The following is a 20,557-nucleotide window of genomic DNA, read 5'->3' as shown; positions in this document are numbered from 1 at the left end:
AGCCCCCGCATGTCAACGCGGTGCCTGCAAGTGCCGGCTCGGGTAATGCTGCTCATACACCTTGCACACCCGCAGCACCTGCTCATCGGCAAAGCGCCCGGCCACCACCTGCAGCCCCACCGGTAATCCTTCGCGGGTAAACCCACAAGGCACCGAAGCCGCCGGCTGCTGGGTCAGGTTGAAGGGATAGCTGAAGGGCGTCCACTCCATCCACTGCGCCATCCCCGACCCAGGCGGCACGTTGTGCCCGGCTTCGAATGCCACCAGCGGCAGCATCGGCGATACCAGCACGTCATAGCGCTGGTGGAAGGCATTCATCTGCGCAATCAGCGCCGCCCGTGCCTCCAGCGCCTGGGTGTATTCGCCAAGGCCGATCTTTGCGCCTTGCTCGGCAATCCAGCGTAGCCCGGGGTCAAGCAACGTTCGCTGTTCATCGCTCAAGGCACTGCCTAACCGCGCCGCGCCGGCAAACCACAGGGTATTGAAGGTTTCCAGCGGGTCGTTGAATCCCGGGTCCACCTCTTCCACCTGCGCGCCCAGCCGTACCAGGCGCTGCACTGCTTGCGCCACCAGTGCCTGGATTTGCGGGTCGACCTGCACGTAACCGAAGTTGGCACTGTAGGCGATGCGCAGGCCGCTCAGGTCTTGCTGCTGGCCCATCCACGGCGCCTGCCGTGGTGCACCGGACAGCCCGTCACGGGCATCGGGGCGGGCGACGCAGTCGAGCATCAGTACCGCGTCGTCTACGGTGCGCGTCATCGGCCCCAGGTGCGACAGCACGGTCATGGCGCTGGCCGGCCATTGCGGCACATAGCCGAAGGTCGGTTTGATGCCGAAGGTGCCGGTAAAGGCACACGGGATACGAATCGAGCCCCCGGCATCGCTACCCTGGTGCAGCACCCCCAGGTTCAGTGCGGCGGCGGCCGCAGCTCCCCCCGACGAGCCTCCGGCAGTCAGCCTTGTATCCCAGGGGTTGCGGGTGATGCCGTACAGCGGGTTGTCTGTCACTCCCTTCCAGCCGAACTCCGGCGTGGTGGTTTTGCCCACCAGCACTGCGCCGGCTTCACGCATGAACGCGGTGAAGGGGGCATCGACGTCCCATGGCCCTGCGCCGGAGGTGGTGCGTGACCCCTTGCGGGTCGGCATGCCACGGGTCAGGGTCAGGTCCTTTATCGAGGCGGGTACGCCATCCAGCCGGCCACAGGGCTCGCCCCGTTGCCAGCGCTGCTCGCTGGCGCGGGCGGCGGCGCGAGCACCTTCACCGTCGACATGGCAGAAGGCGTTTACCGCCGGGTTGTGCAGGTCGATGCGCGCTAACACGTCGTCGATCACCTCGACCGGCGACAGCTCACGGCGCTGGTACAGTTCGAGCAATTCGACGGCGGTGAACTCACCCAACTCGGTTTTCTGGGTCATCTCAACGGGCTCCCGGGTTGGCGGCCTGGAACATGGCACGCAGCAGGACGTCACAGCCGTCGGCCAGGTCCTGCGGCGCGGCATTTTCGATTTCGTTATGGCTGATGCCACCCTCGCATGGCACGAAGATCATCCCGGCCGGGCCCAGCTCGGCGAGGAAGATGGCATCGTGACCGGCGCCACTGACGATATCCATATGGCTCAGCCCCAGCGTGCGTGCGCCCTGGCGCACGGCGTCTACGCACTGCTCGGCGAAATACAGTGGCGGGAAGTCGGCGGTGGGGGTCAGCTGGTAGCTCAGCCCGTGCCTGGCCGTGCTGCTTTCGATGGCCGTGCGTACTTCGCTGACCATGGCAGCGAGGTGTCCGGGGTCGAGGTGGCGCAAGTCGATGGTCATGTGCACCTGGCCGGGGATGACGTTGCGCGAGCCCGGGTGCAGGGTCAGGCAGCCGACCGTGCCGCAGGCATGCGGCTGGTGGGCGTGGGCCACGCGGTTGACCGCAGCCACCACCTCGGCCGCGCCAACCAGGGCGTCCTTGCGCAGGTGCATCGGGGTGGGGCCGGCATGGGCCTCGACACCAGTCAGCACCAGATCGAACCATTTCTGGCCCAGGCAGCCCTGGACAACACCGATGGTGGTGCGCTGGTCTTCCAGCACCGGGCCCTGCTCGATATGTGCTTCGAAGTAGGCACCGACGGGATGCCCGGTAGGCACACGCGGGCCGGCGTACCCAATGCGCTGCAGCTCGGCGCCGACCGACAGGCCCTGATCGTCGACCTTATCAAGGGTTTCCTGCAGGCCGAACTTACCGGCGAACACACCCGAGCCCATCATGCAGGGCGGGAAGCGCGAGCCTTCTTCGTTGGTCCACACCACCACTTCCAAGGGCGCTTCGGTGGTCAGGCCGAGATCGTTCAGGGTGCGGATCACTTCGAGGCCAGCCATGACGCCATAGCAGCCATCGAACTTGCCGCCGGTGGGTTGGGTGTCGATGTGGCTGCCGGTCATCACGGGTGGCAGGGCAGGGTTGCGGCCGGGGCGGCGGGCGAAGATGTTGCCGATGGCGTCGATGCTGACGGTGCAGCCGGCATCTTCGCACCAGCGCACGAACAGGTCGCGGGCCTGGCGGTCGAGGTCGGTCAGCGCCAGGCGGCATACGCCGCCCTTGGCGGTGGCGCCGAGCAGGGCCAGGTCCATCAACGATTGCCACAGGCGCTCGCGGTTGACCTGCGAACCTTGGCCGAGCAGGTGCTGTGAGGGATCGATGCGGGTGTTCATGGGCGTTCTCCTTTCAGGCGCTCAGGGCCAGGTAACGGTTCTTGATGCTCGGGTCCTCACGGAACTGCGCCGCGCTGCCCTGGTAAGCGACCCGGCCCTGCTCCAGCACGTAATGGCGGTCGGCAAGGGCATCGCAGACCATCAGGTTCTGTTCCACCAGCAGGATCGACAGGCCCTCGTCCTTGATGCGCCGCAAGATCTTCACCAGCTCGTCGACAATCACCGGGGCGAGGCCTTCGGTGGGTTCATCGAGGATCAGCAGCTTGGGGCCGTTGAGCAGGGCGCGGGCGATGGCCAGCATCTGCTGCTCGCCACCGGACAGCGCGAAACCACCATTGCGGCGGCGCTCCTTGAGCCGTGGGAACATGCTGTAGACGTCTTCCAGCTGCCAGCGGCTGGTTTTGCGCACGGCAATTTTCAGGTTCTCCTCGACGCTGAGCTGGCGAAAGATGCCGCGGTGTTCGGGCACCAGGGCAATGCCGAGCCGGGCGATATCGAAAATTTCGCGGCCCACCAGCGGCTGGCCGTTGAAGCTGATCTGCCCCTGCCGTGGGCGGACGATGCCGAGGATACTGCGCAAGGTGGTGGTCTTGCCGGCACCGTTGCGCCCAAGCAGGGTTACCAGCTCGCCGGCCTCGACCTTGAGCGAAACCCCTTCGAGGACATGGCTCTTGTCGTAGTAGGCGTGGATCGAATCGACGTTGAGCATCAGGCAGCCTCTCCAAGGTAAGCGGTGCGTACGCGCTCGTCGTTGCGCACCTGTTCAGGGGTACCCTCGACCAGAATCTGGCCGTGGCTCATCACCGTGATGCGCTGGCTGATCGACATGACGATGCTCATGTTGTGCTCTATCAGCAGCACGGTATGGTCGCGGCCAAGGTCGCTGATCAGGTCGGTCATTACCGGGATGTCGTCGATACCCATGCCCGAGGTGGGCTCGTCGAGCATCAGCAGGGTGGGCTTGGCGCAGATCGACATGCCCACTTCCAGTACCCGTTGCTGGCCGTGCGACAGCTCACCGGCCAGGGTTTCGGCGCGGGCGCTCAGTTTCAGGCGCTCCAGCACCTGGTCGGCGGTGTTCCAGTGGCTGCGCTTGTGCTCGACACTGCGCCAGAAGTTGAGCGCGCCCAGGCCATCACGGCCTTGGGCGGCCAGGCGCAGGTTTTCGCGCACGGACAGGTTCTGGAACAGGCTGGTGAGCTGGAACGAACGGGCCATGCCCAGCGCCACCCGCCCGTGGGATGGCTTGCGGATGATGTCCTGGCCGTTGAACAGGATCTTGCCTGCGGTGGCCTGGCGTTCGCCGGTCAGGCAGTGGAACAGGCTGGTCTTGCCGGCGCCGTTGGGGCCGATGATGGTGTGGATGGTGCCGGCGCGCACTTTCAGGTCAACGCCCGCAACCGCCTTGAACGGCCCGTAGGCCAGCTCCAGCTGGCGGGTTTCCAGGAGGTAGTCGCTCATCACAGGGTCTCCTTGGTCTTGGCCTGAGGTTTGTCATTGGCATTGCGGGTGGCCAGCAGGCGTTTGCCCAGTTCGGCCAGGCCACCCCACAGGCCGCCACGCATGAACACCACGACGAGGATCAGGATGACCCCCAGCAGCATCAGCCAGCGTGGCCACAGCTCCGACAGCACGTCGCCCAGCAGCACGATGGCGCCGGCCCCCAGCAGCGAGCCGAACAGCGAGCCGGTCCCGCCGACGATAGTCATGATTAGGATGTTCTCGCTCATCATCAGGTCGATGTTCGACAGCGGTGCAAAGTGCAGCAGCATGGCGTACAGCGCCCCGGCGATACCGGTGATGGCGCCCGACAGCATGAACACCAGGATCTTGAAGTGGCGGGTGTCGTAGCCGATGGCCGCGGCGCGGGTTTCGTTCTCGCGGATGGCCAGCAGGGTGCTGCCGAACGGCGAGCGGATGACCCGCAGGGCTGCGGCGAAGATCAGCAGGAACAGCACCGCCACAAACACATAGAAGTGCCGCGGGTCGGCCAGGTCGACCAGCACATGGCCGGCGATTTCGATGTTCGGCCGGGGCACATCGAGCAGGCCGTTGTCACCGCCGGTCCAGCCGCTGAGGGTGTAGGCCAGGAAGTAGGCCATCTGGCTGAAGGCCAGGGTCAACATGACGAAGTAGATGCCGGTGCGGCGAATCGCCAGTGCGCCCACCAGCAATGCCAGGAAGGCACCGAACACGGCGGCACCCAGTAGCGCGGCGAACATGCCCCACTGCAGGTGGATCATCAGCAGCGCCGCGCCATAGGCACCCACGCCAAAGAAGATGCCCTGGCCGAACGACAGCAGGCCGGTGTAGCCGAGCAGCAGGTTGCAGGCCAGCGCGGCCAGAGCAAAGATCAGGATCTCGGTGGCCAAGGTGGCCGACGGCAGCAACAGTGGCAGTGCCACCAGGCTGGCAACCACCAGCAACAGCAGCGCCGGGGCGCGGCCTTTGGCGACTGGCAATGGATTTTTCTCGCTCATATCAGGCTCTCCCGAACAGGCCATAGGGACGGACCAGAATCACGGCGGCCATGGCGCCGTAGATCATCAGGCTGGCGCCTTGCGGCCAGAGGCTGGTCATCATGCTTTGCACCACACCTACCAGCAGGCCGCCAACCAGCGCACCGCCGAACGAGCCCATGCCGCCGATTACCACCACCACGAAGGCAATGCCGAGAATTTCCGGGCCGACGAAGGGTTGCGCACCCCGTAGCGGGGCGAACAGCACACCCGCCACGCCGGCCAGGCCCACGCCCAGGGCGAAGGTCAGGGAAAACAGGCGGAAAATGTTGGTGCCCAGCAGCGACACGGTCTCGGTGCTTTCGCTACCGGCCCGCACCAGTGCGCCGAAGCGGGTGCGCTCCAGCAGCAGCCACAGGCCAAGGCCGATCAGCGCGGCGAAACCGATCAGGAACAGGCGGTAGTAGGGGTAGATGAAGTCCCCGAGGATCAGCACCCCGCGCAGCTCGGGCGGTACGGCAATGTTCTTGCCCACCGGGCCCCAGATCAGCACTGAGGCTTCCTGGATGATCAGTGCGATGCCGAGGGTGACGAGGATCTGGAAGGTGTGCGGCAGGTGGTAGATGCGCTTGATCAACAGGCGCTCGACCGCCCAGGCCAGGGCGGCCACCACCAGCGGTGCAATCAGCAGTGCCAGCCAGAAGTTGCCGGTGATGGCCACGGCGGTGTAGCACAGGTAGGCGCCCAGCAAGAAGAACGCGCCGTGGGCGAAGTTGACGAAGTTGAGCAGGCCGAAAATGATCGTCAGGCCCACGGCGATGAGGAAGTAGATCATCCCCAGGCCCAGGCCGTTGAGCAGTTGGAACAGGTACAAATCGAGCATGAGCGTGCCCTCGACAGCGCGCGGTGCGGCTGCCTGTACGAGTGTGTGTGACTAACGCCGCGGCTTCAGGCCAGGGCGCAACCGGTGTGGTCGACCTCGACGAACGAACGCCCTGAGCTGATGACTTCGGCCAGGTCGTCCTCGTCGCGCATCTGCCCCTGGGGCTTGCCGCGCAGCAGGTAGTAATCCTTGAGTACCTGATGGTCGCCAGGGCGGATCAGTTCTTCGCCGGTCGGGCCCTGGAAGCGCATGCCCTGCAATGTCGCCGACACGGCGGCGCCCTCCAGGCTGCCGGCCTTGACGATGGCTTCGAGCATGACCTTGGTGCCGATATAGTCGGCAGCCAGCGGGTAGTTGGGGTTGATGCCATAGGCCTTGCGGGTGGCGGCAACCAGTTGCTTGTTCAGCGGTGTATCGACCTGGTGCCAGTACTGGGCACCCAGGTACACGCCTTCGAGCACGTCGCTGCCCAGCTCCTGAAACTGGTCGAGGCCGGCAGACCACACCATCAGCACTTTCATGCGGTCCTTGATGCCGAAGTTGACGGCCTGGCGCAGGGCGTTGGAGGCCTGGCTGCCGAAGTTGAGCAGCACCAGCACATCGGGTTTGGCGGCGATGGCGTTGGTGAGGTAGCCGGAGAACTCCTGTTCCTGCAACGAGTGGTAGCTGTTGCCGATGTGTTCCACACCAAGCTCGGCGAACACCTTGCGGGCATTATCCAGCAGGGCGTCGCCGAACACGTATTGCGGGGTGATGGTGTACCAGCGCTTGGCCTGGGGCAGCTGGCGGATCATGGGCACCAGGGTTTCGCGGATGGCGCCGTAGGTGGGCACCGACCAGCGAAAGGTCGATGCGTTACAGTCTTTACCGGTGATTTCGTCGGCGCCCACGGGCGTCATGAACACGCCGCCGGCTTTGTGGATTTCCTTCGACACCGCCAGTGCCGAAGACGACAGGGTGCAGCCCTGGAAGAAGCGTGCGCCATCCTGGCCGATGGCTTCCTGTACCTTGCGCACCGCCTTGCCGGCGTTGCCTTCGGTGTCGATGACCTTGTACTTGAGCGGGTGGCCGAGCAACTGCGGGTACTCGGCGATGGCCAGGCGCGACCCCATGTCGGCGTACTTGCCGTAGCTGGCGAAGGCGCCCGACATGGACTTGAGCCCATAGAAGGTCAGCGGTTGGTCGGCGAATGCCCGGAGCGCTCCCAAGGGGAGGCTACCTAAGGCACCCAGGGCAAGGCCTGCCTTGAGCAGGGTACGTCTTTGCATGAGTAACTCCTTGGTTGTGGTTATTAGGCAGGAGTGGCAATGACAAAGCGGGTACGGCCGGGCCTGTGTGCAGGCCTCTTTCCAGGCGCATCAGTGGTGGTGGTCGAACTCCAGCAGGAAGTTGCGGGCAACCTCGCCTTCCAGCGCGGTCATGTGGTGCTCGGCGTCGCACATGTGTTCATGCATCAGCCGGCGTACAGCGGGTTCGTCGCTGGCGCGCAGGGCGGTCAGCAGTTGCTTGTGGTAGTCGATGTTGGCGGCGGCGAACTGCTGGCGCTTGGGCAGGTAGGCCTTTTTCAGCACCACCAGGTCGCGCAGCAGGTCGTTGAGGAACACCGCCATGAACCGCAGCAACGGGTTCGGGCAACGGTCGGCCAGCAGGGTGTGGAACTCCAGCTCTGCCAGGCGCTGCTCGCGTTGGCCTTCCTCGCTGTCTTCCGGTGCGCTGCAGAAGTCGATGTTGGCTTGCAGCGCGGCGTAGTCGGCTTCGCTCAGCTTGCCCATCACCGACACCGCCAGCTCTACCTCGATGACTTTGCGCAGTTGGTAAACCTGCTCGCCGTCCAGGTGCTGGAAGTGCAGGTAATTGCGCAGCGCGCGGCTGGCCGGCTCGGTACCTACTTCATTGAGGTAGGCGCCGCCGGTCGGGCCGGTACGGGTACTGACCAGCCCTTCGACCTCCAGCGCCTTGAGCGCTTCGCGGGCGGTACCCTTGGAACACTCGAAATGCTCCATCAGCTCACGCTCGGTGGGCAGGCGGTCACCGGGGTGCAGCGCTTCGGTGACGATCGAGCGCTTGACCGATTCGACGATCACATCGGACAGCTTCTGGCGCTTGCGTTTGGGTTTGAGCATTTCGCTATTTTTCATATTTATGCGGATAAATAGGATTTAGCGAATTTTACCGGGATGGGTCAATGCTGGCGTCGGGGGAGGGGTCGTAATTGGTGTGAAAGGGTCGGGGAGGGATAAGTGATGCAGGGTTCACAGGCCTCTTCGCGGGCATGCCCGCGAAGGGATTCAGGTGATACTGGCTCAGCCTTGGCGACCAGGGCCTTGTTGCAGGTGTGCCTGGCTGCAATACCACTCATTGCCCTGCTGCAGCGCCCGGTCGTTGGGCAAATGCACGCCACAATGGGCACAGCGCACCATCTTCAGCGGTGCATCCAGCTTCGCCTCGGGGTGCGACTGCTGGCTGACTTTGAACTTGCGCCACAGCCAGAACGCGGCGGCGATCAGGGCGATCCAGAAAAGTAGGCGAACCATGGTGTCCAGCTTGTCGGTTGAAGAAGCCGACAGTCTAGGACGCGGCCAATAAAAAAGGGAGGCCCAAGGCCTCCCTTTCATTTACCGCTGTGTGTCAGTCAAACAGACCAAAGGTCATGTAGCTGAACCAGGAGCGGTCTTTCTCGGCTTCTTTCGGGCCTTCCGGCACGATCGGGTCGCCGTTCTCGTCCTTCGGCAGCAGCTCTTGCGGCATCTCGTCGCGGGCGTCCTGGAACTGCTTGACCACGTCCTGGTTGGCGCGGGTTTCGCCCGGCGGCAGCGGGGTATCGGTTTCGATCAGGCCCAGGGTGGCCTTGGACAGCCAGCCACGGCCGTCAGACTCGGTCTGCTTGGGCTGGAACTCGCCATCGACCAGGCTCGGGTGGTCCGGGTAGTTGAGCTTGAGGGTTTCCAGGCTGCTGGCGGCCAGTTCGTCCAGGTGCATCTTCTGGTACGACTCGACCATCACCGCCAGGCCGTCACCGACCGAGGGGGTTTCCTGGAAGTTTTCGACCACGTAGCGGCCACGGTTGGCGGCGGCCACATAAGCCTGGCGGCTCAGGTAATAATCGGCCACGTGGATTTCATACGAGGCCAGCAGGTTGCGCAGGTAGATCATGCGCTGCTTGGCGTCTGGCGCGTAGCGGCTGTTGGGGAAGCGGCTGGTCAGCTGGGCGAACTCGTTGTACGAGTCGCGGGCGGCACCCGGGTCACGCTTGGTCATGTCCAGCGGCAGGAAACGCGCCAGCAGGCCACGGTCCTGGTCGAACGAGGTCAGGCCCTTGAGGTAGTAGGCGTAATCCACGTTCGGGTGCTGCGGGTGCAGGCGGATGAAGCGCTCCGCAGCCGACTTGGCAGCCTCGGGCTCGGAGTTCTTGTAGTTGGCGTAGATCAACTCGAGCTGCGCCTGGTCGGCATAGCGGCCGAACGGGTAGCGCGATTCCAGGGCCTTGAGCTTGTTCACGGCGCTGGTGTAGCTGGAGTTGTCCAGGTCAGCTTGCGCCTGCTGGTACAGCTCGGCTTCGCTGAGGTTCTCGTCAATGACCTCTTTATTAGAGGAACAGGCCGCGGTAAGCCCGAGGATGGCGATCAGCAGCAGGTGTTTCACTTGCATGGCGGCTTGCGTCCCTTTGACGGCCGCTGTCTTGGGCGGTGCCGTCCTGTTATGATGAGCGCCCCGGCCAACCCCGGGACAAAAGAAGCCGTATTTAACCACAAGCTCGCAGCCGAAACCAAAGGCTGTGCGCCCGCCGAATCGAGCATGTCCGAGATCATTCAACTTAGCGCAGAGGTACCGTCCGATCTGGGCGGTCAACGCCTCGACCAGGTCGCCGCCCAATTGTTCGCCGAGTACTCGCGTTCGCGGCTTACTACGTGGATCAAAGAAGGCCGCCTGACGGTCGATGGCGCCGTCGTGCGCCCTCGCGATACCGTTTATGGTGGCTCAGTGCTTGCGCTGGAGGCCGAGCAAGAGGCCCAGGGCGAGTGGATCGCAGAAGACATCGAGCTGGATATCGTCTATGAAGACGACCACATCCTGGTGATCAACAAGCCTGCGGGCCTGGTTGTGCACCCGGCCGCCGGCCATGCCAGCGGCACCCTGCTCAATGCGCTGCTGCACCACGTGCCAGACATCATCAACGTGCCGCGTGCCGGTATCGTTCATCGCCTGGATAAAGACACCACGGGCCTGATGGTGGTGGCCAAGACCTTGCAAGCGCAGACCAAGCTGGTTGAGCAGATGCAAGCCCGCAAAGTCAGCCGCATCTATGAGTGCATCGTGATTGGCGTGGTGACGTCCGGTGGCAAGATCGATGCCCCGATCGGCCGCCACGGCGGTATGCGCCAGCGCATGGCCGTCACCGACGGCGGCAAGCCGGCGGTCAGCCACTACCGTGTGCTCAAGCGCTTCCGCTCGCACACCCATGTGCGGGTCAAGCTGGAAACCGGCCGTACTCACCAGATTCGCGTGCACATGGCCCATGTCGGCTTCCCGCTGGTGGGTGATCAGACGTACGGTGGGCGCTTCCGCATTCCGCCGGCCGCCAGCCCAACCATGGTCGAGGCGGTGAAAACCTTCCCGCGCCAGGCACTGCATGCGCGTTTCCTCGCCTTGGCCCACCCGATTACCGGTGAAGTCATGAAGTGGGAATCGCCACTGCCGGATGACTTCCTCTGGTTGCTGACGCTGCTGAACGAAGACCGCGAGAGCTTTATCGGATGAGTGGCCTGACGCAGTCGCTGTTGTTCCCCGACTGGCCGGCCCCGGCCTCGGTTCGCGCCTGTGTCACCACCCGTCAGGGCGGCGTCAGCCTGCCGCCCTACGAAACCTTCAACCTTGGCGACCACGTAGGGGATGCCCCTGCGGCGGTCGCCGAAAACCGCCGCCGGCTGAGCGACGCGTTCGCCATCCAGCCGGCCTGGCTCAAGCAGGTGCATGGCCTTGTGGTGGCGGATGCCGACCCGGCTGTGGTGGCCGAGGCCGACGCCAGCTGGACCGACCAGCCAGGCATTGCCTGCACCGTGATGACTGCCGATTGCCTGCCTGCGCTGTTCTGCGACCGGGCGGGGACGCGCGTGGCAGCCGCGCATGCGGGCTGGCGCGGGTTGGCCGGTGGCGTGCTGGAAGCCACGCTGGACCGCCTGGCGCTGCCGCCAGAAGAGGTGCTGGTGTGGTTGGGGCCGGCCATTGGCCCGCAGGCCTTCGAAGTAGGGCTGGAAGTGCGTGATGCCTTTACGGCGGTGCATCCGGAAGCGGCCCGTGCTTTTGTCGAGGGTGAGCGGCCGGGCAAGTTGATGGCGGATATCTACGAGCTGGCGCGTATTCGCCTGGCTGCCCGTGGGGTGACCGCTGTGTATGGTGGCGGATTGTGCACGGTCAGCGATGCGCGGTTCTTCTCTTATCGCCGTACCCCGCAGGGTGGGCGGTTTGCATCGTTGGTCTGGCTGGACCCGCGCTAGCCTGTACCGGTCTCTTCGCGGGTTTACCCGCGAAGGCCCCAGCGACAATCCAACAGGTTGACCTTGGTCAACCCCGCTACGCTTGAATCTTCCAGAATCAGCCTTATCTATAAGGTCATCTCAGGCAGGTTTCTTCATAAACAGGCGCTGTCCATCGCTCCGACCTGCCCTTTAAAGGAAGGTACACCATGCGAATAGACCGTTTGACCAGCAAGCTGCAACTTGCAATATCCGATGCCCAATCCCTGGCCGTTGGCATGGACCACCCCGCCATCGAGCCCGTGCACCTGCTGCAGGCACTGCTCGAACAGCAGGGCGGCTCCATCAAGCCCCTGCTGATGCAGGTTGGCTTCGACATCAACAGCCTGCGCCAGGGGCTGGTGAAAGAGCTCGACCAGCTGCCGAAAATCCAGAACCCCACCGGTGACGTGAACATGTCGCAGGACCTGGCGCGCCTGCTCAACCAGGCCGACCGCCTGGCCCAGCAGAAGGGCGACCAGTTCATTTCCAGCGAGCTGGTGCTGTTGGCCGCCATGGACGAGAACAGCAAGCTCGGCAAACTGCTGCTGAGCCAGGGTGTGACCAAGAAGGCCCTGGAAAATGCCATCAACAACCTGCGCGGCGGCGCGGCAGTGAATGATGCCAACGCCGAAGAGTCGCGTCAGGCGCTGGACAAGTACACCGTCGACCTGACCAAGCGTGCCGAAGAAGGCAAGCTGGACCCGGTGATTGGCCGTGACGATGAAATCCGCCGTACCGTGCAGGTGCTGCAACGCCGCACCAAGAACAACCCGGTGCTGATCGGTGAGCCTGGCGTGGGTAAAACCGCCATCGCCGAAGGCCTGGCCCAGCGCATCATCAACGGTGAAGTGCCCGACGGCCTCAAAGGCAAGCGCCTGCTGGCGCTGGACATGGGCGCGCTGATTGCCGGTGCCAAGTACCGTGGCGAGTTCGAAGAGCGTTTGAAAGGCCTGCTGAACGAGCTGTCCAAGCAGGAAGGCCAGATCATCCTGTTCATTGACGAACTGCACACCATGGTCGGCGCCGGCAAAGGCGAGGGCGCCATGGACGCCGGCAACATGCTCAAGCCAGCCTTGGCCCGTGGCGAACTGCACTGCGTTGGCGCTACCACGCTTAACGAGTACCGCCAGTTCATCGAGAAGGACGCTGCGCTGGAGCGCCGCTTCCAGAAGGTGCTGGTAGAAGAGCCGAGCGAAGAAGACACCATTGCCATTCTGCGTGGCCTGAAAGAGCGCTATGAAGTGCACCACAAGGTGGCCATCACTGACGGCGCCATTATCGCTGCGGCCAAGCTCAGCCACCGCTACATCACTGATCGCCAGCTGCCCGACAAGGCCATCGACCTGATCGACGAAGCCGCCAGCCGCATCCGCATGGAGATCGACTCCAAGCCGGAAGTGCTCGACCGCCTTGATCGCCGCCTGATCCAGTTGAAGGTGGAATCGCAGGCGCTGAAGAAAGAAGAAGACGAGGCGGCGAAAAAACGCCTGGAGAAGCTGACCGAAGAAATCGAGCGGCTGGAACGTGAGTATTCCGACCTGGAAGAAATCTGGGCGTCGGAAAAGGCCGAAGTGCAGGGCTCGGCGCAGATCCAGCAAAAGATCGAGCAGGCCCGCCAAGAGCTGGAAACAGCCCGTCGCAAAGGCGACCTGAGCCGCATGGCGGAACTGCAGTACGGGGTAATCCCGGACCTGGAGCGCAGCCTGCAGATGGTCGATCAGCACGGCAAGACCGAGAACCAGTTGCTGCGCAACAAGGTGACCGAGGAAGAAATTGCCGAAGTGGTATCGAAGTGGACCGGTATTCCGGTGGCCAAGATGCTCGAAGGCGAGCGCGAAAAGCTGCTGAAAATGGAAGAGCTGCTGCACCAGCGCGTGATTGGCCAGGGCGAGGCGGTAACCGCCGTGGCCAACGCCGTGCGCCGCTCGCGTGCCGGGCTGTCCGACCCTAACCGGCCAAGTGGCTCGTTCCTGTTCCTCGGCCCGACCGGTGTGGGCAAGACCGAGCTGTGCAAGGCGCTGGCCGAGTTCCTGTTCGACACCGAAGAGGCCATGGTGCGTATCGACATGTCCGAGTTCATGGAGAAACACTCCGTGGCTCGCCTGATCGGTGCACCACCAGGCTACGTCGGCTACGAAGAGGGCGGTTACCTGACCGAGGCCGTACGGCGCAAGCCTTACTCGGTGGTGCTGCTGGATGAGGTGGAGAAAGCCCACCCGGATGTGTTCAACGTGCTGTTGCAGGTGCTGGAAGACGGCCGCCTGACCGACAGCCACGGGCGCACGGTAGACTTCCGCAACACCGTGATCGTGATGACCTCCAACCTGGGTTCGGCGCAGATCCAGGAACTGGTGGGCGACCGCGAAGCACAGCGTGCAGCGGTGATGGATGCGGTGGGTTCACACTTCCGCCCAGAGTTCATCAACCGTATCGACGAAGTGGTGGTGTTCGAACCACTGGGCCGCGACCAGATTGCCGGCATTACCGAAATCCAGCTGGGCCGCCTGCGCAGCCGCTTGCTGGAACGCGAACTGTCGCTGAGCCTGAGCCCGGAGGCGTTGGACAAGCTGATTGCCGTGGGTTACGACCCGGTGTACGGCGCACGGCCGCTGAAGCGTGCCATCCAGCGCTGGATCGAAAACCCGCTGGCGCAGCTGATTCTGGCGGGCAAGTTCTTGCCGGGTACGGCGATCACCGCCAAGGTGGAAGGCGACGAAATCGTCTTTGGCTGATTCTGTTGCACCATGAGCCCCGCATTTGCGGGGCTTTTTTTGGCCGCTAACCTATACCGGCCCCAGTAAAATCGGGGTTTCGCGGATATTTTGGATAACCTGCTGAAATTTTTGAAATTTTTGCTTGCATCAATTTCCGAGTGCCCCTAATATACGCCGCGTTGTCAGGCACTAAGCGAATCACCAGCGACATCGGTGACCGCAAAACAACTTACAAATCAGTAAGTTGACTGAAAAAAAGTGGTTGACAAGCAAAACGAAGAATGTAGAATAGCCGGCCTCAGCAGCGACAACGCGAAAGCGAAGAAGCCAAAGAGTCCGAGGCGAACACAGTCTTCGGAGTAGCAAATCGGTAAGTTGTACCGAAGTTCAGTTCCGCGATAGCTCAGTCGGTAGAGCAAATGACTGTTAATCATTGGGTCCCTGGTTCGAGTCCAGGTCGCGGAGCCAATCTCGGGGTGTAGCGCAGTCCGGTAGCGCGCCTGCTTTGGGAGCAGGATGTCAGGAGTTCGAATCCCCTCACCCCGACCATTTTCCGGGTCGTTAGCTCAGTTGGTAGAGCAGTTGGCTTTTAACCAATTGGTCGTAGGTTCGAATCCTACACGACCCACCATGTAAAGAAGGGCATCTCAAAGAGATGCCCTTTTTTTTGAAAGACCCGGGGTGTAGCGCAGTCCGGTAGCGCGCCTGCTTTGGGAGCAGGATGTCAGGAGTTCGAATCCCCTCACCCCGACCATTTTTGGGTCGTTAGCTCAGTTGGTAGAGCAGTTGGCTTTTAACCAATTGGTCGTAGGTTCGAATCCTACACGACCCACCATGAACAAAGGGCATCTCGAAAGAGATGCCCTTTTTCTTTTGCCTGGCGAAAATGCTTGGCCAACAGCTGGTAAACGAGCAAAAAGAAGGGCCGCATCAGCGACCCTTGGCTTTCAATCAGTGCAGCTTCAGCCGCGGCTCGGTTCCCCGGCCAATCTTGCTGCCCAGCATCATCAACGCCGTACGGAAGAACCCGTACAACGCCATCTGGTGCATGCGGTACAGCGACACATAGAACATCCGCGCCAGCCAGCCTTCCAGCTTCACGCTGCCCATCAGGTTACCCATCAGGTTGCCCACCGCCGAGAAGCGCGACAGCGACACCAGCGAGCCGTAGTCCTTGTACGCGTAAGTCGGCAGCGGCTTGTTCTCCAGACGCGCCTTAAGGCTTTGCGCCAGCATCGAAGCCTGCTGGTGCGCGGCTTGGGCCCGTGGCGGCACATTGCGGTCGCTGCCTGGTTGCGGGCAAGCGGCGCAGTCGCCGAAGGCGAAGATGTTGTCGTCGCGGGTGGTTTGCAGGGTAGGGCGCACGACCAGCTGGTTGATGCGGTTGGTTTCCAGGCCATCGATGTCTTTCAGGAAGCCCGGCGCACGGATACCGGCCGCCCACACCTTCAAGCTGGCCTGGATCACTTCGCCGTCCTTGGTTTTCAGGCCGTCTTCGGTCACTTCACTGACGGCAGCGTTGGTCATCACCTTCACGCCGAGCTTTTCCAAGGTCTTGTGCACCGGCACGCTGATGCGCTCTGGCAGCGCTGGCAGCACGCGCGGGCCTGCCTCGATGATGGTGATGTGCATATCCTTGGGCTGGATGCGGTCCAGGCCATAGGCTGCCAGTTCGTGTGCGGCGTGGTGCAGCTCGGCGGCCAGTTCCACACCAGTAGCACCCGCGCCGACGATGGCGACGCTGATTTTTTCACTGGCCACATCACCGGCATGGGCGCGCAGGTAGTGGTTGAGCAACTGCTGGTGGAAGCGCTCGGCCTGCTTGCGGGTGTCCAGGAACAGGCAGTGCTGCGCCGCGCCCAGGGTGCCGAAGTCGTTGGTGTTGGAACCTACGGCAATGACCAGGGTGTCGTAGCCCAGGGTACGCGCAGGCAGCAGCTCGCGGCCCTCTTCATCGAGGGTGGCGGCCAGTTGAATCTGTTTGCCTTCACGGTCCAGGCCGCTCATGCGCCCCAGCTGGAAGTTGAAGTGGTTCCACTTGGCCTGCGCCACGTAGTTCAGTTCGTCTTCCGAGGAGTTCAGCGAGCCGGCAGCCACTTCGTGCAGCAGTGGTTTCCAGATGTGCGTGAGGTTGGCGTCGACCAAGGTAATCTCGGCCTGCTTGCGCTTGCCCAGGCTTTTACCCAGGCGGGTCGCCAGTTCCAGGCCGCCGGCGCCGCCGCCGACAATCACGATGCGATGAGTCATGGGGATATCTCATAAGGTTTACGGAATTCGTGGCCCAGGGGGCCGGCCGCAAACTGCACGAGGGGAGGGCGAGCGCGAAGCAGCTCATAGCACCAGTCCACTTAGCAGGCGGCTGATGAGACCCAACCCGATGGTCACGGCCACCACCAGCACAAGGAGCAGCCACGGCCGGAAGGGCCTGCGCTCGACTTGGTGCTGGGGGGCTCGCAGATACTCATCGACACGACGCTGATCTTCCGGATTCAGGCGGCTGGTCATGGTGGGCCTCGTCAGGTAGACGTTTGTGACTGCGCAAACGCTACAGCGTTCGCGCAAGCGCTTGAAACAAATGATAATGCTTTCTATCCCTGGCGCCGAGTGTACGCCATCGCAAACATTCGCTGCACTGGATCAAAGACTGATGCCCACATCGAAGACGATGCTGCGGCCCAGGTTACCGCGCAAAAAGTCTGGCGCGTCTGGGTGGGCGAACAGCACCCGGGCAAAGGTCGGCCCCACCAGCGACAGTGAACGCCAGCCCTGGCGCAGGTATTCGGTAGGCGGCGGGAAGTGGGTGTTGAGGTCGAGCACTTCGCGCTTGAGGCTGGCGAAGGCGATGATGTCCAGCTCGTTCAGCTCCAGCCCGCGTTCCCGGTAGTTGTGCGCCTTCTTGCGCAAGGTCGGCGCCAAGCGCCCCAGCAACTCGGTGGCACTGATGCGCCGGGGGCGCGCTTCGCGGCGCACCAGCTGCGCCAGGGAAAACGCACTGCGCCGGCGTTGCAGCTCTTCGCGCCATTCATCGTTCAGCCGGCGGCCTTCGTCGAGCACGAAAAACACCTCGAACGCGGCATCGCGGAACAGTACGTCTGGCGGCTCTTGGCCGGCCGGGGTGAAGTCTTCGCTGCGGTAGGGGATGTTCAGCCCCTGCAACAGACGCTGGCACACCCAACGCTCCCGCTCCCACTTGCGGGCGTTGGAGAGAAAGGCATTGGCTTGTTCGGCCTGGATGGTAAGCAGGCGCAGGTAGTCTGAGTCATCCATGCAGACAAGCTTAGCCGTTAATCGATGACGGTAAGATGCTGTTTAAGCGCGGGAATCAGCCCAGCACTGGCCACTGCTGCACCAGCCCGACCAGGTGCACCAGGCCGAAGCCCAGGCAGATCAGTGAACTGACTACGATAAAACGCTGCGAACGCCCGGTGCCCGCCAGCAATCTTGGCCCCAGCAGACCGCGCAGCAGGTACACCAGGGTGATGAGGCAGATGGCTGGCAGCAGCAACGGCAGCCGCCCGATTGCCCCGGCAGCCGACAGCGCATAGGCCGACCAGGCCAGCAGCACGCAGGCGATGGCGGCAGTGACAAGTGCCGGGTACCAGCGGCCCTTCTCGGCGGCCACCGCCATACGTTCACCCGCCCCGAACAAACGGTACCAGCGTGGCCCAACGGCGATCACCGCCAGGTGAAGTACGCCAATGATGGCGTTGAGTGCCGCTGCCAGCAGCAGGGTGGGGTTGATTCCTTCCGGCATGGCCAATGCTTCCTGCATCGAATGAGGGCGCCAGCCTACCGCAGCCGAATGAAACGGAGAATGGGTGTAGACTCGGGTTTATCCACATGGCTGCAAAGGGCATTGCTCAGGTGATCAGCGCGCAGGTGTTGTCCGGTACCACCCTTACCCTTGGCTGGCTGGGTTATGTACCGTTGCTGGTGTGGGCGGTCAGCCGGGTGCGCTGGGTTGAACTGTTCACCGACCGGCGCCGGCAGCATCTGTTGTTTGGCACCGTGTTTTGTCTGTTTGCGTTGTGGCTGGTGAGGCGTGATTTCGATACCGGGGTGTCCTACCACTTCATCGGCATGACGGCAGTTACCCTGTTGCTGGACTGGCCGCTGGCGGTGCTGGGTGGGTTCATGGCTCAGCTCGGTTTGCTGGCGCTGGGGCGGCAGGATTTGGCGGCGCTGGGGGTGAACGGCTTGTTGCTGATTGGCTTGCCGGTGCTGATTACCGAAGTGTGCGCGATCGTGGTCGAGCGCGCTCAGCCGCGAAACCTGTTCGTTTATATTTTTTGTTCAGGGTTCTTTCCTGCGGCGCTGACTGTGCTTGTTTGCGTGCCTGCGGCGCTAGGGGTGTTGTGGCTGGATGGGCGTTTTGCCATGCCGGAATGGCTCAGCGACTTTGTGGGCTACCTGTGGCTGATGATGTTCCCCGAGGCGTTCATCAACGGCATGGTGATCAGTGCGCTGGTGGTGTTTTGCCCGGAGTGGTTGGAAACCTTTAACCGCACAAGGTATTTGCAGGCGCCCTGGAAGGAGGATGAGCGGTGAATGTGTGGTGGCCGTGCCGGCGTGTTCGCGGGCACAGCCACATTGAAATCCGCTTAGTGCCGAGGCTCCAGGTCCCCCGAATACAGCTCATCCTCAGATTCTTCAGCCCCCGGAATCTTGTGTTCCTCAGCCGCCCAGGCCCCCAGGTCGATCAGCTTGCAACGGTCCGAGCAAAACGGCCGGAACGCGCTTTTCTCGTTCCACTCCACAGGTGCGCCACAGGTCGGGCAGTCGACGGTCAATGGCTGGCTCATGGCTGGCCTCCTTTCAAAGTCAGGTAAAAGTGGTGCAGGCGGTCTATCTGCTGATGCAGCGCGGCCAGGTCGCCGTCATTGACCACCACGTCATCGGCATGGCGCAGGCGATCCTCACGGGCCAGTTGGGCCTGCAAAATGGCCTGCACCTGCTCGGCACTGGTGTTGTCCCGTGCCAGGGTACGGGCTATTTGCAGTTCCTGTGGCGCATCGATCACCAGCACGCGCTGGGTCTTATGGTATTGCCCCGACTCGATCAGCAGCGGCGATACATATACCGCATACGGCGACTGGGCCTTGGCCAGGTAGCTGAAAATCTCTTGCCCGATCAACGGGTGCAGCAGTTGCTCCAGCCATTTGCGCTGCGCCGGGTCGGCGAAGATCAGCTGGCGCAGGGCGGCGCGATCCAGTTGGCCGTCGGCCTGCAGCACACCCGGGCCGAAGCGCTCGACAATGCTGGCCAAGGCCGGACGGCCGGGTTCGACCACCCAGCGCGCTGCCTGATCGGCATCGACCAGGTGCACGCCAAGCTCGACAAAGCGCTCGGCAGCGGCGCTCTTGCCGCTACCAATGCCGCCGGTAAGGCCGAGAATCCAGGGGGTAAAGGCTGCAGTGGCCATCAGTATCCAAGCAGTTGCATGTAAGAGGCGACTATTTCATCACCCCAGAGCACGGCAATCCACCCCGCAATCGCCAGATAAGGCCCGAACGGCATCGCCGTGCCCATGGCATGCCGGCGCAAACGCAGCAGGCACAGGCCAACCAGCGCCCCCACCACCGATGACAACAACAACGTCAGCGGCAACACCTGCCAGCCACCCCAGGCCCCGATCAGCGCCATCAGCTTGAAGTCGCCATAGCCCATGCCTTCCTTGCCGGTGACCAGCTTGAACACCCAGTACACCGTCCACAGGCTGAGGTACCCGGCCACCGCGCCCAACAGCGCGTCGGTTAGCGGGGCGTACAGGTTGAAGGCATTGACGATCAGCCCCAGCCACAGCATCGGCAGCACCAGCACATCCGGCAGCAATTGGTGTTCTGCATCGATCAGGCTCAGGGCCAGCAGGCACCAGGTCAGTGGCAGTGCCAGCAACGCCTCTACCGAAGCGCCAAAACGCCACGCCACCACCAGCGACAGCAGCGCGCTGGCGATTTCCACCATCGGGTAGCGCGGGCTGATACGGGTTTTGCAGGCTGAGCAACGCCCGCGCAATGCCAGGTAACTGATAACCGGAATGTTCTCCCACGCGCGAATCTGATGCGCGCAATGTGGGCAGCGGGAGGCGGGCAGGCACAGGTCGAACCGTTCGTGCTGCGTAACCGGCAACCCCAACACTTCTTGTGCCTCACGCTGCCATTGCCGCTCCAGCATGATCGGCAGCCGATACACCAGCACATTCAGAAAACTGCCCACCAACAGGCCGAGCAGCGTGGCCAGGGTGAAGAAGTACGCCGGCTGCTCTGCCAGCAAAGTCCATAAAGTCATGT

The 20,557-nt window shown here is 62.9% G+C and carries 21 protein-coding genes and 5 tRNA genes; 9 read left to right on the top strand and 17 right to left on the bottom strand.

Annotated features, from left to right (window positions below):
- Positions 1 to 12: 12 nt before the first annotated feature.
- From D906_RS26030 to D906_RS25985, 10 genes are all read right to left on the bottom strand, one after another.
- Positions 13 to 1,416, bottom strand: a complete 1,404-nt coding sequence (locus tag D906_RS26030; RefSeq protein ID WP_027615830.1) for an amidase — start codon at positions 1,414 to 1,416, stop codon at positions 13 to 15.
- A 1-nt stretch (position 1,417) separates the two neighbouring features.
- Positions 1,418 to 2,695, bottom strand: coding sequence for a Zn-dependent hydrolase (locus tag D906_RS26025; protein WP_025754950.1), 1,278 nt, complete (start codon positions 2,693 to 2,695; stop codon positions 1,418 to 1,420).
- A 13-nt stretch (positions 2,696 to 2,708) separates the two neighbouring features.
- The gene (locus D906_RS26020; RefSeq protein ID WP_016713401.1) at positions 2,709 to 3,404 is read right to left on the bottom strand and encodes an ABC transporter ATP-binding protein; all 696 of its coding nucleotides are present in this window, start codon (positions 3,402 to 3,404) and stop codon (positions 2,709 to 2,711) included.
- Positions 3,404 to 4,156 (bottom strand): ABC transporter ATP-binding protein, encoded by a 753-nt coding sequence (locus tag D906_RS26015; protein WP_012051121.1) that lies wholly within the window; start codon positions 4,154 to 4,156, stop codon positions 3,404 to 3,406. Before D906_RS26015 ends, D906_RS26020 begins: the two co-directional genes overlap by 1 nt.
- Positions 4,156 to 5,175 (bottom strand): branched-chain amino acid ABC transporter permease, encoded by a 1,020-nt coding sequence (locus D906_RS26010; protein WP_025754951.1) that lies wholly within the window; start codon positions 5,173 to 5,175, stop codon positions 4,156 to 4,158. Before D906_RS26010 ends, D906_RS26015 begins: the two co-directional genes overlap by 1 nt.
- Position 5,176: 1 nt before the next feature.
- Positions 5,177 to 6,037, bottom strand: a complete 861-nt coding sequence (locus D906_RS26005) for a branched-chain amino acid ABC transporter permease (RefSeq protein ID WP_016713397.1) — start codon at positions 6,035 to 6,037, stop codon at positions 5,177 to 5,179.
- 65 nt (positions 6,038 to 6,102) lie between these two features.
- The gene (locus D906_RS26000) at positions 6,103 to 7,305 is read right to left on the bottom strand and encodes an ABC transporter substrate-binding protein (RefSeq protein WP_025754952.1); all 1,203 of its coding nucleotides are present in this window, start codon (positions 7,303 to 7,305) and stop codon (positions 6,103 to 6,105) included.
- A gap of 90 nt (positions 7,306 to 7,395) precedes the next feature.
- Entirely contained in the window at positions 7,396 to 8,160 is a 765-nt protein-coding gene (locus tag D906_RS25995) for a FadR/GntR family transcriptional regulator (protein WP_003247561.1), read from the bottom strand.
- A gap of 180 nt (positions 8,161 to 8,340) precedes the next feature.
- The gene (locus tag D906_RS25990) at positions 8,341 to 8,571 is read right to left on the bottom strand and encodes a PP0621 family protein (RefSeq protein WP_016713394.1); all 231 of its coding nucleotides are present in this window, start codon (positions 8,569 to 8,571) and stop codon (positions 8,341 to 8,343) included.
- Positions 8,572 to 8,665: 94 nt separating this feature from the next.
- Complete coding sequence (locus D906_RS25985) at positions 8,666 to 9,685, bottom strand: outer membrane protein assembly factor BamD (protein WP_016713393.1); 1,020 nt, start codon at positions 9,683 to 9,685, stop codon at positions 8,666 to 8,668.
- Between the two features lie 147 nt (positions 9,686 to 9,832).
- On the opposite strand from D906_RS25985, the gene rluD reads away from it, so the two are divergent.
- The 8 genes from rluD to D906_RS25945 all read left to right on the top strand — a co-directional run bounded on the left by rluD (position 9,833) and on the right by D906_RS25945 (position 15,102).
- Positions 9,833 to 10,795, top strand: coding sequence for a 23S rRNA pseudouridine(1911/1915/1917) synthase RluD (gene rluD / locus D906_RS25980; protein ID WP_026020366.1), 963 nt, complete (start codon positions 9,833 to 9,835; stop codon positions 10,793 to 10,795).
- The gene (pgeF, locus tag D906_RS25975; protein ID WP_016713391.1) at positions 10,792 to 11,532 is read left to right on the top strand and encodes a peptidoglycan editing factor PgeF; all 741 of its coding nucleotides are present in this window, start codon (positions 10,792 to 10,794) and stop codon (positions 11,530 to 11,532) included. The genes rluD and pgeF overlap by 4 nt, the downstream gene beginning before the upstream one ends.
- A gap of 188 nt (positions 11,533 to 11,720) precedes the next feature.
- On the top strand, positions 11,721 to 14,285 hold the full coding sequence (gene clpB / locus D906_RS25970) for an ATP-dependent chaperone ClpB (protein ID WP_019097627.1): 2,565 nt from the start codon (positions 11,721 to 11,723) through the stop codon (positions 14,283 to 14,285).
- A 374-nt stretch (positions 14,286 to 14,659) separates the two neighbouring features.
- A tRNA-Asn gene (locus tag D906_RS25965) sits at positions 14,660 to 14,735 on the top strand.
- Positions 14,736 to 14,739: 4 nt separating this feature from the next.
- A tRNA-Pro gene (locus tag D906_RS25960) sits at positions 14,740 to 14,816 on the top strand.
- 6 nt (positions 14,817 to 14,822) lie between these two features.
- A tRNA-Lys gene (locus tag D906_RS25955) sits at positions 14,823 to 14,898 on the top strand.
- Positions 14,899 to 14,944: 46 nt separating this feature from the next.
- A tRNA-Pro gene (locus D906_RS25950) sits at positions 14,945 to 15,021 on the top strand.
- Positions 15,022 to 15,026: 5 nt separating this feature from the next.
- A tRNA-Lys gene (locus D906_RS25945) sits at positions 15,027 to 15,102 on the top strand.
- A 116-nt stretch (positions 15,103 to 15,218) separates the two neighbouring features.
- Here D906_RS25945 and D906_RS25940 read toward each other — a convergent pair.
- The 4 genes from D906_RS25940 to D906_RS25925 form a co-directional block, all read right to left on the bottom strand.
- Entirely contained in the window at positions 15,219 to 16,514 is a 1,296-nt protein-coding gene (locus D906_RS25940) for an NAD(P)/FAD-dependent oxidoreductase (RefSeq protein WP_027609788.1), read from the bottom strand.
- A gap of 84 nt (positions 16,515 to 16,598) precedes the next feature.
- A complete protein-coding gene (locus tag D906_RS25935) occupies positions 16,599 to 16,772 on the bottom strand; it encodes a DUF3094 family protein (protein WP_013970765.1) in 174 nt (57 codons plus the stop codon).
- 132 nt (positions 16,773 to 16,904) lie between these two features.
- Entirely contained in the window at positions 16,905 to 17,534 is a 630-nt protein-coding gene (locus tag D906_RS25930) for a DUF1780 domain-containing protein (protein ID WP_013970766.1), read from the bottom strand.
- A gap of 55 nt (positions 17,535 to 17,589) precedes the next feature.
- Positions 17,590 to 18,021, bottom strand: a complete 432-nt coding sequence (locus D906_RS25925; protein ID WP_025754726.1) for a hypothetical protein — start codon at positions 18,019 to 18,021, stop codon at positions 17,590 to 17,592.
- Between the two features lie 86 nt (positions 18,022 to 18,107).
- On the opposite strand from D906_RS25925, the gene D906_RS25920 reads away from it, so the two are divergent.
- The gene (locus D906_RS25920; protein WP_019097626.1) at positions 18,108 to 18,815 is read left to right on the top strand and encodes an energy-coupling factor ABC transporter permease; all 708 of its coding nucleotides are present in this window, start codon (positions 18,108 to 18,110) and stop codon (positions 18,813 to 18,815) included.
- Between the two features lie 53 nt (positions 18,816 to 18,868).
- Here D906_RS25920 and yacG read toward each other — a convergent pair whose 3' ends face one another.
- Genes yacG through D906_RS25905 form a run of 3 tightly spaced genes read right to left on the bottom strand, consistent with a single transcriptional unit; the run spans position 18,869 to position 20,555 of the window.
- Complete coding sequence (gene yacG, locus D906_RS25915; protein WP_016484797.1) at positions 18,869 to 19,069, bottom strand: DNA gyrase inhibitor YacG; 201 nt, start codon at positions 19,067 to 19,069, stop codon at positions 18,869 to 18,871.
- Entirely contained in the window at positions 19,066 to 19,689 is a 624-nt protein-coding gene (gene coaE, locus D906_RS25910; protein WP_016713386.1) for a dephospho-CoA kinase, read from the bottom strand. Before coaE ends, yacG begins: the two co-directional genes overlap by 4 nt.
- A complete protein-coding gene (locus tag D906_RS25905; RefSeq protein WP_019097782.1) occupies positions 19,689 to 20,555 on the bottom strand; it encodes an A24 family peptidase in 867 nt (288 codons plus the stop codon). Before D906_RS25905 ends, coaE begins: the two co-directional genes overlap by 1 nt.
- Positions 20,556 to 20,557: the final 2 nt, after the last annotated feature.

It is taken from the genome of Pseudomonas sp. LAIL14HWK12:I1 (assembly GCF_003202095.1).
In the GTDB taxonomy this organism is placed as follows: Bacteria; Pseudomonadota; Gammaproteobacteria; order Pseudomonadales; family Pseudomonadaceae; genus Aquipseudomonas; species Aquipseudomonas monteilii.
Note: the sequence above shows the minus strand (reverse complement) of the source record. Positions and strands in the feature narration are given on the sequence as shown.